Annotated in this window: 13 protein-coding genes; 10 read left to right on the forward strand and 3 right to left on the reverse strand. The window is 59.1% G+C overall.

Annotation, left to right across the window (positions count from 1 at the left end; genetic code table 11):
• The first annotated feature begins 288 nt into the window (after positions 1–288).
• The 10 genes from CS006_RS00455 (at position 289) to CS006_RS00495 (ending at position 10,147) form a co-directional block, all read left to right on the forward strand.
• Entirely contained in the window at positions 289–630 is a 342-nt protein-coding gene (locus CS006_RS00455) for a helix-turn-helix domain-containing protein (protein WP_100509852.1), read from the forward strand.
• Positions 614–1,234, forward strand: coding sequence for an ImmA/IrrE family metallo-endopeptidase (locus CS006_RS10610; RefSeq protein WP_133119496.1), 621 nt, complete (start codon positions 614–616; stop codon positions 1,232–1,234). Before CS006_RS00455 ends, CS006_RS10610 begins: the two co-directional genes overlap by 17 nt.
• Positions 1,235–1,434: 200 nt before the next feature.
• Complete coding sequence (locus CS006_RS00460; protein WP_100509853.1) at positions 1,435–1,812, forward strand: hypothetical protein; 378 nt, start codon at positions 1,435–1,437, stop codon at positions 1,810–1,812.
• Positions 1,809–2,159, forward strand: a complete 351-nt coding sequence (locus CS006_RS00465) for a hypothetical protein (protein WP_100509854.1) — start codon at positions 1,809–1,811, stop codon at positions 2,157–2,159. Before CS006_RS00460 ends, CS006_RS00465 begins: the two co-directional genes overlap by 4 nt.
• 13 nt (positions 2,160–2,172) lie before the next feature.
• Complete coding sequence (locus CS006_RS00470) at positions 2,173–2,559, forward strand: hypothetical protein (protein WP_100509855.1); 387 nt, start codon at positions 2,173–2,175, stop codon at positions 2,557–2,559.
• Positions 2,556–3,236: a DUF4417 domain-containing protein gene (locus CS006_RS00475; protein WP_100509856.1), complete on the forward strand. Its 681-nt coding sequence runs from the start codon at positions 2,556–2,558 to the stop codon at positions 3,234–3,236. The genes CS006_RS00470 and CS006_RS00475 overlap by 4 nt, the downstream gene beginning before the upstream one ends.
• 110 nt (positions 3,237–3,346) lie before the next feature.
• Positions 3,347–3,898 carry a hypothetical protein gene (locus tag CS006_RS00480; protein ID WP_100509857.1) on the forward strand — a complete coding sequence of 184 codons (552 nt, stop codon included), beginning with the start codon at positions 3,347–3,349 and terminating at the stop codon, positions 3,896–3,898.
• 117 nt (positions 3,899–4,015) lie between these two features.
• Positions 4,016–5,731, forward strand: a complete 1,716-nt coding sequence (locus tag CS006_RS00485; RefSeq protein ID WP_100509858.1) for a type I restriction-modification system subunit M — start codon at positions 4,016–4,018, stop codon at positions 5,729–5,731.
• On the forward strand, positions 5,731–7,071 hold the full coding sequence (locus tag CS006_RS00490) for a restriction endonuclease subunit S (protein WP_100509859.1): 1,341 nt from the start codon (positions 5,731–5,733) through the stop codon (positions 7,069–7,071). The genes CS006_RS00485 and CS006_RS00490 overlap by 1 nt, the downstream gene beginning before the upstream one ends.
• A 1-nt stretch (position 7,072) precedes the next feature.
• Entirely contained in the window at positions 7,073–10,147 is a 3,075-nt protein-coding gene (locus tag CS006_RS00495; RefSeq protein ID WP_100509860.1) for a type I restriction endonuclease subunit R, read from the forward strand.
• Positions 10,148–10,207: 60 nt separating this feature from the next.
• Here the strand turns inward: CS006_RS00495 and CS006_RS00500 are convergent, their stop codons facing one another.
• The 3 genes from CS006_RS00500 to CS006_RS00510 are packed head-to-tail and all read right to left on the reverse strand — an operon-like array spanning position 10,208 to position 14,603.
• Positions 10,208–12,241, reverse strand: a complete 2,034-nt coding sequence (locus tag CS006_RS00500; RefSeq protein WP_100509861.1) for an ABC transporter ATP-binding protein — start codon at positions 12,239–12,241, stop codon at positions 10,208–10,210.
• The gene (locus tag CS006_RS00505; RefSeq protein ID WP_423734816.1) at positions 12,241–14,088 is read right to left on the reverse strand and encodes an ABC transporter ATP-binding protein; all 1,848 of its coding nucleotides are present in this window, start codon (positions 14,086–14,088) and stop codon (positions 12,241–12,243) included. Before CS006_RS00505 ends, CS006_RS00500 begins: the two co-directional genes overlap by 1 nt.
• A complete protein-coding gene (locus CS006_RS00510; protein ID WP_165777164.1) occupies positions 14,085–14,603 on the reverse strand; it encodes a MarR family transcriptional regulator in 519 nt (172 codons plus the stop codon). The genes CS006_RS00505 and CS006_RS00510 overlap by 4 nt, the downstream gene beginning before the upstream one ends.
• Positions 14,604–14,867: the final 264 nt, after the last annotated feature.

The following is a 14,867-nucleotide window of genomic DNA, read 5'->3' on the forward strand; positions in this document are numbered from 1 at the left end:
AACGAGACGCAACGATGACGTGCGCGATGCGACGTTACTCACCAAATCCGCCATGAACCGCATCACTCACCGTTTCCCGCCACGACACGCCGGGGAACGGCCTCGTTCGTGGCGGGAAATGGTGAGTGACATTTGACATCTACACCGAAGACTCAAATGACTCGTAACCCAACATGGTACAAGTCATTCTTCATCGCTTCCGCAATATCACAATCATAAATATTCTTTTTTGAATAAAAGTGCTATAGTGTTATTCGTAAAACAAAGCGCGCAAAGGAAGATTTCAAAATGAGTCGAGAATTGGGAGAAAAAATAAGGAAGCTAATGAGGCAATACGACATAACACAGGCACAGCTATCCGACCGTATCGGAGTCGGACAATCAAGCATTTCCAAATATCTGTCCGGCGCGAACGAGCCTAAGGCCGAAACACTTGCCAATATCGCCACGATTCTGCATACCACCTCAGAAGAATTACTCGGTAAACCGGAGAAGAAACTTCAAACACCATATGGCACCATCAAGGAATACTGCGCAAGGCACGGACAGGACCTCAGCGATGCCGAAGTCATCGACCTCATCACCACGCTCCTTGCCCCGAGGGGAGGAAAGATTGATTTCCCCCGATGACGGCTTTTACACGGAGCTGAAACAGAATTTCGTTCAGGCCGCCAAGCGGCTCGGATTCTATCGAGTTCTCTTCGACCCCGTGGAATTAATGAGTTCATGCGGAATTCATGTTCTTCCATACCTGGGAGCCATGGATCCATGGGATCTATCCAACCGGGAACTTGTCTGCAAATGCCCCAGCGGCATATCTTTCACCCTTGAACGCGACGGCCAACCAGATGTGCGATTTGCAGCCTACAACAACTGCGAGCCATCAGGAAGGATACGTTTCACCGCAGCACACGAGGCCGCACACTGTTTTCTCGGGCACAAAGAAGAAAGCGAAGTCGCGGAACTTCAGGCAAATTTTTGGGGAGGTTTCGCCGTGGCCCCTCCGGTAATCGTCCATGAGCTAGGAATGACATCGCCCCAAGACATCGCCAACACATTCGGTTTGTCACAGTCCTGCTCCAGAAATGTCTGGAAGCGATATCTCGCATGGCAGAAGTATCGGAACAACGACCGAGCAATCGATGACAGTCTTCTGGAACTTTACACGGAAAGTCTGTGGCTCCAACCCGCACCCCAAGCACAGTCGCAAGACGACGTATTGAATATGTTCTAGATACACAAACAAAGGAGAAGGCGGTCCAAGATGACATAAAAAAAACAAAGGGCAATACCAATTCGCCGAAACGAACCAATATCACCCTCCAGAAGATGCACGCATCCTCTTACCGCAATTTGATTATGCGGCATCTCCTGGAAGAAATCAAACGGCTCCCATATATCGAGAGTTGAGTTTGACATACCCTAAGGAGAATTATGTCCGATACCAAGGCCGCATATTCGGATGCGGCGAAGCACTACGTCGAGGATATCGTGCCGGCCTCCGCCAAGGAGCAGGAACGCTATCGCGCGGCCAAGGAGCGCGAGGCGAAGTACAACGACGACTGGCTGAAGCATCCGGTCAACATCAACGACATCGTCGACGAGTTCACGCCCGGCGCAACAGGACGCAAAAAGGGGTACAAATACAAGTTCTCCGGCAAGGACTGGATCGTCCTTGCCGACATGATCGCAGGCTACCTGCGCATCATCGACAAGCGTCTCGGCAAATTCGTCATGCTCAACGGAAATCCCAGTGACGACCAATCCTTAACCCATTTCAAAATCCTCAAGCGAAGGGATATGCAATCATGATGGCAGTACTGTTCCACGACCTCGATAACATCGAGTCATACTACGGAAACATTCCGAACGGACCTTACGGCCCAAAGACCCATTCCGAAGTCTACCGGATGCACGAATCCGACCGCGACCCAATGGATGAGGATTTCACGGATCCGGTCAATGCAATATGCGGCTCCACATTGGGATACGGGGACGTGGATTTCTTCGATGCCCGGCAGTGCCGGCTGCTGGCAGCTTGGCTGGAGACCCGGCTCACCCAGCCCATCGACCCACGACTGGCCGAAATCTACCGCAGGCTCGACGACTACGCACGACGCGCCGTCCAATACGGCACCGGCGTCGTCATCGAACTATGAAAGGCGGCACGACATGAAAGGCACGTACACACTGCCCGGCGTGTTCTGGGATCACCGGCCCGAAACCGGAGTCCTTCCCGAACCACACGCCTACGACTCCTCCATCCCGGAAGCCGGGACCCCGTATTGCTTGTTCGACGCCGACGGCACACGCCGCAGCATCCGGCTGACCGAACTGCTCGACGCGCCGGACCGCCACGCGATGGAAAACCTCATCACGCGCCTGAGGGGATGCGACGCCGTCGCCGTCCTCATCGACTATCAGCCGGAAACCGACGGCTCCATACAGCGGACGTTCTACCGCAGACGTGTCCGGCAGGCCATCCGACTGCTGGAGGACTCTCTGCCCGGCATGCGCGTCACGCTCATGGCGCCGCCAGAATGGAGGATGGCCGCATGACACCGACACTCACCCAAATCCTCCGGCTCATCGACCAGTACCACCGATATCTGGCGGCCCGTGGCATAGCCTTCGCCAACAACGGCGCACCCATCATGAAACGCGCATGGTACCTGACCGAGTTCCCCGAACGGATAATCCCCTACCGAGACCGCAAAAACCGCAAACTCGTCGCCGACCCCGCGCACACCGTCCTGTGCTTTTACTGCGCCGACACGCTCATATTCCGAAGAATGCAGCATCCGCTCGCCGACCTCGACGAGTACCGGAGGTTCATGGGCGTCATCGGCGCAAACCTAACCGTCACCGAAGACATGGACATCGAATGGCAGCGGGCCATCCTTCTGCTCAACCGCCTGTTCGACGCCGTCCTCGCCGTCAACGGCATCAAACTCGTGCAGAACCTGCGTGTGGGATCCCCCACCACGCTCGACACCCTCACTACCGTACCGGAAGGGGTGCTCGCCGCATCAGGTACCCTCGGCTGCCCGGCCACCAAACCCGGAGACCTCTCCTACACGCTCAAACTCAACACCGCCAAACCCGGCGGCGTCATGATCTACGGGAAGAAGGACCCGCTCATGGAACAACAACTCGACGCCCTCGGCATCCACCACCACCGATACGACGACACCCACACACTCTACAAAAAACGGCGACAAGGACGCTCCGAATAAGGATATGGTGCCGGACCCTCTACGGCCCCGGCACCTACTTGCTGCCCGCAATTCCCATCGCAGGATTCTTCGCAGCCCACCGACATAAATTTTGTCATGGAGGCAACATTATGGTAGAGGCAACATTCACGTCTGCAATGCTGGCTGTTCTGCGTTCCATGCAGGGAGAACGGCTCGTTTCTCTTGAATGCGAAAATCTCAACGGGAACAATACCACTTACGGCAATTTGCTCATTACCACTGAATCCCAACGTATTGAGCTGATTAACGAAGAGGAACCTACGGAGTACTTCGGGGAGATGGAGGACATATCTCGGTTCTCATGCCGTCGCCTCGCCGCCAATGAACCGTTTCGGCAGTTCGTCGCCGGCGAGCAACCGAGGAAATATCCGCTGCTTGGTGCAGTGACCTCTGTAAGCATAGTAAATGACACCATTACGTTCCCGAACAAGGATTACTCTATTCGTCTTGTCATGGCAGTGATACTGAACACCTCAGCTGGGCAGATATCATTTCTGCGCGGGTGGCAGTTTGACGAGCAAATCACGGTTGTGATGAATAAGGACTATCGCAAGCTTCTACGACCGGTACATCAGATTCGGGAAGATTGGGCCGAGGATGAAGACGAGATAACTGTTTCCCGTGATGTCATTACATTGTGATGCCAGCACGACCGCGTTGTAGCTCGAAACGTTGGCGAGCGCGGCACGCTATAACGCGGTTATTGATACGGTGAAACAGGATTCGACGAACGAGAACACAAGGAATGGAGAGACGGCATGAACCATCAGTCGATTGCGGCGTTTATCTGGCAGGTGGCGGATCTGCTGCGCGGCGACTACAAGCAGCATGAGTATGGCGATATCATCCTGCCGTTCACGGTGCTGCGGCGTCTGGACTGTGTGCTGGAGCCGACGAAGGCCGCGGTGCTTGCCGCAGCGAAAAGCACCGAAGGCATGTCGGAGAACATTCGCGAGATGCAGTTGAAGAACGCGGCCGGACTGCCGTTCTATAACACGAACGAATATACGATGAGCAAGTTGCGCGCCGATCCGGGCAACATCGACGATAATCTCACCGCTTACGTGCAGGGGTTTTCGAAGGATGCGTTGGATGTGTTCGAGAAGTTCGATTTCTTCAACCGCGTCGATTCGTTGGCGGCGAACAATCTGCTGTTCCAGATCGTCGACAAGTTCTGCACGGTCGATCTGGGCCCGGAGGCCGTGGATGATTCCGAGATGGGCGACATCTATGAGAATCTGCTGCGCCGGTTCTCCGAGATGTCGAACGAGACGGCCGGTGAGCATTTCAGCCCGCGCGACGGCATCAAGCTGGCGGTGGACCTGGTCATCGCCGGCGCAGCGGACGATCTTTCGCAGGACGGCAAAGTGGTGAAGGTGTATGATCCGTGCGCCGGCACGGGTGGCGCGCTCTCCCTGTTCGACAAGCGGGTGAAGGAGTATTATCCGAACGCCGACGTGTACTGCTACGGGCAGGAGCTTAATCCGGCGACGTTCGCCACCTGCAAGGCCGATATGATGATGCGTGGCGGCGAGGCGAGGAACATCGCCTTCGGCAATACGCTCACGGAACCCGCGTTCGGCGACGAGCAGTTCGGCTATCAGATCTCCAATCCGCCGTATGGCGTGGATTGGAAGAAGTCGAAGGCCGCGGTGGAGAACGAATACAAGAACGGCGGCGGCCGGTTCGCCGCGGGTCTGCCGCGTGTGAGCGATGGCCAGCTGCTGTTCATCGAGCACATGGTCGCGAAGATGAGGCCGAAGGGTTTGGGCGGCGGACGCATCGCCGTGTTCATGAACGGCTCTCCCCTGTTCACCGGCGCGGCCGGTTCGGGCGAAAGCAACATCCGCCGTTGGCTGCTTGAGGAGCGCGACCTGGTGGAGGCGATCGTGTCCATGCCGAACGATTTCTTCTACAACACGGGCATCGCCACCTACATCTGGGTGCTGAACAACAACAAGCCGGCCGAGCGCCGCGGCAAGGTGCAGCTCATCAACGCGAATGGTGTGTTCACCAAGATGCGCAAGTCGCTCGGCTCGAAGCGCAACGAGCTGACCGCCGAGCAGATTCGCGGCATCGTGAAGGAGTACGAGGCGTTCGAGGAGTCGAAGACGTGCAAGATCTTCAACACCGAGGACTTCGGCTACACGACCGTGACCGTGGAGCGCCCGCTGCGCGACGAGAACGGCGAGATCGTAACCGACCGCAAGGGCCGCCCGAAGCCGGACACGTCGCTGCGCGATACCGAGAACATTCCGCTCACACAGGACATCGACGAGTATTTCGAGCGCGAGGTGAAGCCGTACGCGCCCGACGCATGGATCGACCCGAAGAGGAGCAAGGTGGGCTACGAGATTCCGTTCACCCGGTATTTCTACGAGTACACGCCGCTGCGTGCGAGCGCGGAAATCCTTGACGACATCAAGGCGCTGGAATCCTCCATCGCCGAAAGCCTCGCAAAGGTGGGTCTGTGATGGAACGCTACAGCGCATACAAGGACTCCGGCATCGACTGGATCGGCGAGATTCCGGCAGGGTGGGATGTTCGCCGCGTAAAAACTTTTGCCACTGCCAGCGGAGGAGGCACACCGTCAAAGGACAATCCATCTTTCTGGGATGGCGAGATTCCCTGGGTCTCCTCTGCTGAGGTCAAGCAGAAGTTCATCGATGATACCTCACAACATATTTCGGAGGATGCCATCGCGAATTCTTCTACGAATTTATATCCGGCCGGTACCACGGTAATGGTTGTTCGCTCGGGAATCCTGAAACACACGATTCCCGTATCCTTTATCACTCGCGATATGGCGGTTAACCAAGACATCAAGGCTTTTACATTCACCGATTACAGCAAGCGATTCTTCCGCTATTTCGTCAATGGAATGAACGACCGGCTACTTCTCGTTCTGACGAAGTCAACCACCACCGTGGACAACATCGACATGGACCAATTCATGATTTGTCCGTTCACATATCCCTCGATGCAAGAGCAGGAATTGATTGCTGATTATTTGGATGAGCGGACGGGGGCGATTGATGCGGCGGTGGAGGATGTTGAGCGGTCGGTGGAACTGTTGAACGAGTATCGCCAGTCCGTCATCTCCGAAGCCGTCACCAAGGGCCTCGACCCGAACGCTTCCATGAAGGACTCCGGCATCGATTGGATTAGTCAGATTCCGGTGGAGTGGAAAGCTACGAGGCTGAAATGGCTTGGTCTTCTCCAAAAGGGGTCAGGAATTAAGCGAGAAGACATTATCGCTGAAGGTAAACCATGCATTCGTTATGGTGAGCTATACACGACTTACGGCCATGAGGTCAAAAAGGTCATATCCAAAATCCCGTCAGAACTATATGAGATTCAGCCCAAGCTTTGTGACGGCGAAATTCTCATGGCTCTTACCGGAGAAACCAAAGAGGATATCGGTCGAGCAACTGTAAATCAAACCGGTAACGATATAGCTTTCGGCGGAGATACCCTCGCTGTTAAGCACTTGACGTGCAATGGCCGATTCCTTAGTTTCGCCATTAACTCGGAATATTTCAATCAACAGCGAACTCAAGGAGCAAAAGGGGACATTATCGTTCACTTATCAGCTCAATGGATTGCCAACTGTCAAATCGCCGTTCCTTCTTTCACCGAACAGCAGGCTATTGCTGATTATTTGGAGAAAAAACTGAACGGTATCGACTCCCTCATCTCGCAGAAACAATCCCTGATTGTCCGGTTGAAGGAATATAGGGCGTCGCTGATCAGCGAGTGCGTGACCGGCAAGGTCAGGGTGCCCTGCGTCCACGAAACCGAAACGGAGGATTAACATGACTGTCAAACCAACCCGCAGCATGAGCGAGCACACGTTCCAGCAGCACGTGCTCGACGGATTCCAGCAGCACGGCTACGTCTACGTGCCGCAGTCGACGATGGACCAGAACTTCAACCGGGAGACGGCGATTGACGAGCAGACGCTCATCGAGTTCCTCACCGACACTCAGCCCAAGGAGGTGGCCAAGGCCGAACGCTACTACGGCGGGCAGTGGGGCGCCGCCGTCATCAAACGCATTGGCCAGGTCATCGCCGACAAGGGCCTGCTATGGTCGCTGCATCATCCCATCGAGATGGCGCCCGGCGCGAAGTTCCGCCTGCTGTACTTCAAGCCGAGGAACGAACTCAATCGGACCTCGGTAGAGCATTACCGGGCGAACCGGTTCCGCGTCACCGAGGAATTCCACTACGGCACCCTAAAAAACGACGAGAACAACCGCATCGACGTGGTGCTCATGGTCAACGGGTTCCCGCTCATCACCATCGAACTCAAGAACCATCAGACCGGGCAGACCGTATGCAACGCCATCAGGCAGTACATGACCGACCGCAATCCCAAGGAGCAGGTGTTCCAGCCGGACCTGCGCGCGATCGCGCACTTCGCCGTGGACGCGGACGCCGCCTACATGACCACATGGCTCGACGGCAAGAGCACGCGCTTCCTGCCGTACAACCAGGGCAACGGCAAGGACGGCGCCGGCAACCCGCCGGCCCAGCCGGGCAAATTCCGCACCTCCTACCTGTGGGACGAGGTGCTCACGCCGGATTCGCTGCTCGACATCATCGAACGCTACGTGCAGATCGTCTACAAGACCAAGGACGAGAAGGGCCGGCCGATCACGCGCAAGGCGCGGTCCACCATGAAGGCCGTGATCTTCCCTCGGTATCATCAGCTGCGCGCCGTACGCCGGCTCATGAAAGCCTCTGCCGAAGCCGGGCCGGGGCACAATTATCTCATCCAGCATTCGGCGGGATCCGGCAAGTCGTATTCCATCGCATGGCTCGCCTATCATCTCGCCTCGCTCACGCACGACGACGCCACGGCGTACTTCGACTCCATCATCGTACTCGTGGACCGCGTGGTGCTCGACCGGCAGCTACAGGGCACCATCATGAGCATCCCGCATCAGCGCGGCGTGGTGGCCATCGCCAGGGATTCGGCCGGACTGCGTGACGCGGTCAACGCAGGCTCGCGCATCATCATCTCCACCATCCAGAAGTTCCCATACATCTACAACCAGACCGACACGGCCGGCAAGACGTTCGCCATCATCATCGACGAGGCACATTCGTCGCAAAGCGGCGAAGCGCATCGCAAAACCAAGCAGGCGCTCGGCGACCACACGGGACTCAACGCCAACGACGGCCTCGATCTCGACGTCGACGACAATCTCGACTGGGACGACAGCGGACTCGACGACGACGCCGACGACGCGGCCAAACTCGTACGCGACGAACTGAACGCACAAGGCGTGCAGCATAACCTGTCGTTCTACGCGTTCACCGCCACGCCGAAGCCCAGCACGCTTGAGGTATTCGGCACCCGCAACCCCAACACCGGCAAACCCGAACCGTTCGACCTGTACTCCATGCGGCAGGCCATCGAAGAGGGCTTCATCCTCGACGTGCTCACGAACTACTCCACGTTCCAGACATATTTCGACCTCGTGAAGACCGTGCCCGACGATCCGAAACGCAAGACGCTGCACACCACGAAGGAAATCATGGACTTCGTGAAGCTCGACCCGAGCAACGTATCCAAGATCTCGGAAATCATCGTCGACCATTTCCACAATCAGGTGATGCCACTGCTTGACGGGCACGGCAAGGGCATGGTGGTGACATCCAGTCGCAAGGCCGCCGCCGCATACTACCGGCAGATGAAGCGACTCGCCACACGCCCCGAATACGCGGGCGTCAGGCCGGTGGTCGCGTTCTCCGGCAAACTCGACATCGACGGCGAGGAAGTCAACGAAGCCACGCTCAACGGATTCAAATCCAGTGAGATCGCCGAACGGTTCGACAGCGACGAATACAACCTCATGATCGTGGCGAACAAGTTCCAGACCGGCTTCGACCAGCCGAAACTCTGCGCCATGTACGTGGACAAGAAGCTCACCGGCGTGGCCGCCGTGCAGACGCTGTCGCGACTCAACCGCACCTACCCCGGCAAACGCGAGCCCATCGTACTGGACTTCGCCAACAAGACAGAAACCATCCAGGCCGCGTTCGAACCGTACTACACGCAGACGGAAATCGACCGCATCACCGACCCGAACGTCATCTACGACATGAAGACCGCACTCGACGACTTCCAGATCTACGACGAGAAGGACGTCGACGCGCTGTGCCGGGTCTGGTACGCCAAGCCGGACGACAGCACCATGCCGGAGATCCTGCGGCTGCTCGAACCCGCCAAGGACCGGTTCAACGATCTGGATGACGAGCGCAAGGACGAATTCCGCAAGCGCGTACGCAAGTTCAACCGCACCTACATGTACGTGACGAAGCTGATTCAGCTTGAGGACGAGGCACTGCTCCGGCTCGACAAGTATCTGCGGTTCCTCAGCCGCGAGCTCATCCCCGGGCGCGAGGACGAGGAGCCCATCGACGGACTGATCGCCGTCACCAGACTGGAAATCGAAGCCAAAAAGGAGTCAGAGAACATCAGCCTGAGCGGCGGCGAACCGGTGAAGAACAACGCCGGCACCGTGGGCGTGGGCAAGCCGAACGACAGCGAGGACCTTCTCTCCGAAATCATCAGGAAGCTCAACGAACTGTTCGGCACCGACTTCGATGACCCGGCGAAAAAGACCATCGGCAGCATGATGACCATCCTCGCCGGCGACGAGAAACTGAACACGCAGGCGCGGCACAACTCCCGGGCCGATTTCAAGACCGTGTTCACGAGCGCATTCTACAACGCGCTGTTCACAACCCAAGGCGAGAACGAGGAGCTGTTCCGCCGACTGACCAGCGACACCGAGGAAGGCCATCACGGCCTGAATCTCGTGATGGAGGCCATGCTCAACGACTACTACAACCGTCGGCACGGCAAGGACGCGGAGTAACCGCAACGCCGGCAAGGCCCGCACTCCCCCAGCGGGAATGCGGGCCTTGCCGGCGTTGCGCTACTCGAGTTCGACGGCGCCGGTGTAGAGCTGGTAGTACTCGCCCTTCTGCGCGATGAGCTCGTCGTGGTTGCCGCGTTCGATGATGTTGCCATGGTCGAGCACCATGATGACGTCGGAGTTGCGCACGGTGGAGAGACGGTGCGCGATGACGAACACGGTGCGGCCCTTCATCAGCGCGTCCATGCCGGCCTGCACGACCTCTTCGGTGCGCGTGTCGATGGACGACGTGGCCTCGTCGAGGATCAGCGCGGGCGGGTCGGCGACGGCGGCGCGCGCGATGGAGATCAGCTGGCGCTGGCCCTGCGACAGGCCGGAGCCGTCGCCTTCGAGTACGGTCTGGTAGCCTTCCGGCAACATGCGGATGAAGCCGTCCGCGTTCACCAGGCGAGCCGCCTCGATGCATTCCTCGTCGGTGGCGTCGAGCCGGCCGTAGCGGATGTTGTCCATCACGGTGCCAGTGAACAGGTTCACATCCTGCAGCACCACGCCGAGCGAGCGGCGCAGGTCGGGCTTGCGGATGCCCTTGATGGAGATGCCGTCGTAGAGGATCTGCCCTTCCTGGATGTCGTAGAACCGGTTGATGAGGTTGGTCACCGTGGTCTTGCCGGCGCCGGTCGCGCCGACGAGCGCGATCTTCTGGCCGGGCTTGGCGAACCAGGTGATGTCGTGCAGCACGGGCTTGGCAGGGTCGTAGCCGAACGTCACGTTGGTGAAGCGCACATCGCCGCGCAGCAGCGTGTAGCGTCCGTCGGGCGAGGTCACGGCCTGTTCGCGCGCCTTCATCGCCACCTCACGGGCGGCGCCGTGCAGCTTTTCGGCGGCACGCAGTGAGCGCATGCCGTCGTCACCCTCCTCGCGCTTCCATGCCCAGTAGCCGGTCTCGTGGTCGACCTCGCGCATGGTGCGGCCGTCCTCGCCGAGCTCCACGTTCACGAGGGTGACGGTGCCGCCGTCGGCCTCCACGGGCTCGTCCATGAGGGCGAAGATGCGCGAGGCGCCGGCGATGGCCATCATCACCATGTTGAGCTGCATGGAGACCTGGCCGATCGGGTTGATGAACGAGCGCGAGAGCGTCAGCAGCGAGATGAGCGTGCCGAGGGTGAGCGGGCCGGCGCCGGTCAGGCCGAAGTTGCCGAGTCCGGCGAGCGCGACCGCGCCGCCGATGATGGCCATGAGGATGTAGAGCAAGTAGCCGAGGTTGCCGACGATCGGCATGGTCACGTTGCCCCACGTGTTGGCCGCGGCAGCCGCCTGGAACAGTTCCTCGTTCTTCTCGTCGAAGGTCTTCTGCGTGGCGTCCTCGTGGTTGAACACCTTGATGACCTTTTGGCCGTTGACGGATTCCTCGACGAACGCGTTGACGTCGCCGAGCCACTGCTGCTGCCTGACGAAGAACCTGCCGGCGCGACCGACGACCTTGCGCACGATCCACAGCAGTCCGAGGGTGAACACCACCACGAACGCGGTGAACGGCACGGACAGCCACAGCATCGACAGCAGCGCCGCGATGGCGGAGATGGCGGCGGAGAACATCTGCGGGAACGACTGGCTGATGGCCTGGCGCAGCGTGTCGGTGTCGTTCGTGTAGTGGCTCATGATGTCGCCGTGTTCGTGGCTGTCGAAGTAGCGGATCGGCAGCTGCTGCTGGTGGGCGAACATGTCGTCGCGGATCTTCTTGAGCACGCCCTGTTCGACGGTGACGATGAGCCACTGCCACAGCCAGCCGGTGAGGATGCCGGCCGCGTACAGGCAGCCGATCAGCGTGATGGCGCGGATGAGCGGACCCCAGTCGGGGTCGGCGACGCCGACGAGCGGCAGGATGTAGTTGTCGACGAGCGTCTGCAGGAACAGTGCGGAGCCTGCCTGTGCGGCGGCGCCGATGAGGATGCACGCCACGATGATGACGACGCGCGCCCTGTACTGCATGATGTAGCCGAAGATGCGCTTGACGGTGCCGGGGGCCGGCTTCATCATGGCGGGCCGGCGGCCGGCGGCCGCGGGCTTGGTTGCGGTTGCGTTCTTCGCGGGCATCAGCGGGCACCTCCTTCAACTTCTTCCGGATTGGCCTGGTTCTTGGTCTGGGATTCGTAGATGGACCGGTATTCGTCGCAGGTCTCGAGCAGCTGGTCGTGCGTGCCGCGGGCCATGATGCGGCCGTTGTCCATCACGAGGATCATGTCGGATTCCTGTACGGAGGCGACGCGCTGGGCGATGATGATCTTCGTGGTGTCGGGGATCTCGTCGCGGAACGCGGCGCGGATGGACCGGTCGGTCTTGGTGTCGACGGCGCTGGTGGAGTCGTCGAGAATCAGGATCTTCGGCTTCTTCAGCAGTGCGCGGGCGATGCACAGGCGCTGTCGCTGGCCGCCGGAGACGTTGGTGCCGCCCTGTTCGATCATCGTGTCGTATTTGTCGGGGAACTCCTGGATGAAGCCGTCGGCTTGCGCGAGACGGCAGGCGTGGCGGATCTCCTCGTCGGTGGCGTCCGGGTTGCCCCAGCGCAGGTTTTCGGCGATGGTGCCGCTGAACAGCACGTTCTTCTGCAATACCATGGCCACCTGGTCGCGCAGCAGTTCGAGGTCGTAGTCGCGCACGTCGACGCCGCCGACCTTCAGCGTTCCGGAGGAGACGTCGTAGAGGCGCGGCACGAGCTGCACGAGCGAGGACTTCGCCGAGCCGGTGCCGCCGACGATGCCGATGGTCGAGCCGGACGGGATCTTCAGGTCGATGTCGTCGAGCACGGGCTTTTCGGAGTTGTCGGAGTACCGGAAGGTCACGTGGTCGAATTCGATGGAGCCGTCGGCCACCTCGCGCACGGGGTGCTCGGGGTCGGTGACGGTGCTCTGCTCCTGCAGCACCTGGGTGATGCGTTCGGCGGAGGCCTGGGAGATGATGACCATCACGAACATCATCGACAGCATCATCATGGCCATGAGGATCTGCATGGCGTAGGTGACCAGTGCGGTCAGGTCGCCGGTGGTCAGGCCCACGGCCGCATTGTTGCCGGAGGCGACGATCTGGTTGGCGCCCATCCACGAGATGAGGATCATGGAGCCGTAGACGCACAGCATCATCAGCGGCATGTTGAAGCTCATGATGCGCTCGGCCTTGGTGAAGTCCTTGAAGATGCGCTGCGAGATGCGGTCGAACTTGGAGATCTCGTAGCCTTCGCGGTTGAACGACTTGACGACGCGCACGCCCTGCAGGTTCTCGTCGACCACGTTGTTGAGCTCGTCGTACGTGTGGAAGACGCGTTCGAACACCGGGTGCACGAGCACGGCGAGTCCGCACAGGCCGAGGCCGAGGATCGGGATGCAGGCGAGGAACACCATGGAGATGGAGGGACTGATGCGGAACGAGAAGATCCATGCGACGACCACCATGATGGGCGCGCGCACGCCCATGCGGATCATCATCATGTAGGCGGTCTGCAGGTTGGTCACGTCGGTGGTCAGTCGCGTGATGATCGAGCCGGTGGAGAACCGGTCGATGTTGGTGAAGCTGAAGCGCTGCACCTGTTCGAACTGGTCGTGACGCAGGTTCTTCGCGAAGCCGGCCGCGGCGACGGCGGCGAAGCGTCCGGCGAGGAAGCCGCAGCTCAATGAGACGGCCGAGCAGCACAGCAGGATGAGGCCGAACTTCACGATGGCGTTCATGTTGCCGCCGGTGATGCCCTGGTCGATAAGCATGGCCATGACCGTGGGGATGAGGATCTCCAGGATGCTTTCGACGGCCACGAACGCCGGCGCGAGCCAGCTTTCCCTCTTGTATTCGCGCATCGACCTGCCCAATGTGCGGAACAGATGCGTCGGCTTGGCCGGCTTGTCCTGCCGCGCGGCGTCGTTCGCCGCGACGGCCGCTGTTGCGGTATCGGTCACTTGTCGCCCTCCTTCTTCGTCATATCGTCATGTGTCGTGTTTCGTTGGGTCGTCTTTCCTTCGCCGGCCTCGAATTCCCGTTGCGCCGCGTCGATGTTGTCGCGCATCCGACGCACGTAGTCGAACATGGCGGCCTTCTCCGCCTGCGAGAATCCGGCGAGCAGGCGTTGTTCCATGCGTTCGCCGTTGCGTTTGAGGTCGGCGACGATGGAGTCGGCCTTGGCGGTCAGCACGATTTTCTTGAGTCGCGCGTCGTGTGCGACCGGCTCGCGGATGATCAGCCCTTTCTTCTCCATGAGCGCCAGCACACGCGACGCCGTGGAGCGGGTTATGCAGAACTTGCGTTCTATGGTGTGCTGATAGATGTCCTTGTCTCGATTGCGGGCAAGGAACATGATGATGCGTGCGTTGCCGCCCGTGGCATCCGACGCCGATGCGGGCATCGTCTCGCCGAGATACCGGTCGACGGACTTGCCCAGTGCACGCATTTCCATGCTGAGCACGCGTCTGTCCATACGACTCCTTGATTCATCCGATTCATCGATTCACGCGGGAATGCATACTCCTGCGGAAATGTTGTATATGCAACCGTTGATGATAATACGACGCATATACAACAGTTGCATATGCAACATTCGGCGTGTCGGATGGGATCCCTCTTGAAGGTTGGACACCGAACGTGATTCGTCGCCACCATCACGTTCCATGCCATGTTTTTTGGCGTGGAAGCAACGATTCCGTCTTTTCAACGTTCCGTGGTGGACGACAACGTGATTGTC

The sequence above is a fragment of the Bifidobacterium primatium genome (assembly GCF_002802875.1).
Lineage (GTDB): Bacteria > Actinomycetota > Actinomycetes > Actinomycetales > Bifidobacteriaceae > Galliscardovia > Galliscardovia primatium.

Bases quoted from the DNA above. Each gene is read 5' to 3' on its own strand.
- CS006_RS00460 (WP_100509853.1), top strand. From the start codon at position 1,435: ATGTCCGATACCAAGGCCGCATATTCGGATGCGGCGAAGCACTACGTC.
- CS006_RS00490 (WP_100509859.1), top strand. From the start codon at position 5,731: ATGGAACGCTACAGCGCATACAAGGACTCCGGCATCGACTGGATCGGC.
- CS006_RS00485 (WP_100509858.1), top strand. From the start codon at position 4,016: ATGAACCATCAGTCGATTGCGGCGTTTATCTGGCAGGTGGCGGATCTG.
- CS006_RS00455 (WP_100509852.1), top strand. From the start codon at position 289: ATGAGTCGAGAATTGGGAGAAAAAATAAGGAAGCTAATGAGGCAATAC.
- CS006_RS00500 (WP_100509861.1), bottom strand. From the start codon at position 12,241: ATGCCCGCGAAGAACGCAACCGCAACCAAGCCCGCGGCCGCCGGCCGC.
- CS006_RS00465 (WP_100509854.1), top strand. From the start codon at position 1,809: ATGATGGCAGTACTGTTCCACGACCTCGATAACATCGAGTCATACTAC.
- CS006_RS00480 (WP_100509857.1), top strand. From the start codon at position 3,347: ATGGTAGAGGCAACATTCACGTCTGCAATGCTGGCTGTTCTGCGTTCC.
- CS006_RS00510 (WP_165777164.1), bottom strand. From the start codon at position 14,603: ATGGACAGACGCGTGCTCAGCATGGAAATGCGTGCACTGGGCAAGTCC.
- CS006_RS00495 (WP_100509860.1), top strand. From the start codon at position 7,073: ATGACTGTCAAACCAACCCGCAGCATGAGCGAGCACACGTTCCAGCAG.
- CS006_RS00470 (WP_100509855.1), top strand. From the start codon at position 2,173: ATGAAAGGCACGTACACACTGCCCGGCGTGTTCTGGGATCACCGGCCC.
- CS006_RS00475 (WP_100509856.1), top strand. From the start codon at position 2,556: ATGACACCGACACTCACCCAAATCCTCCGGCTCATCGACCAGTACCAC.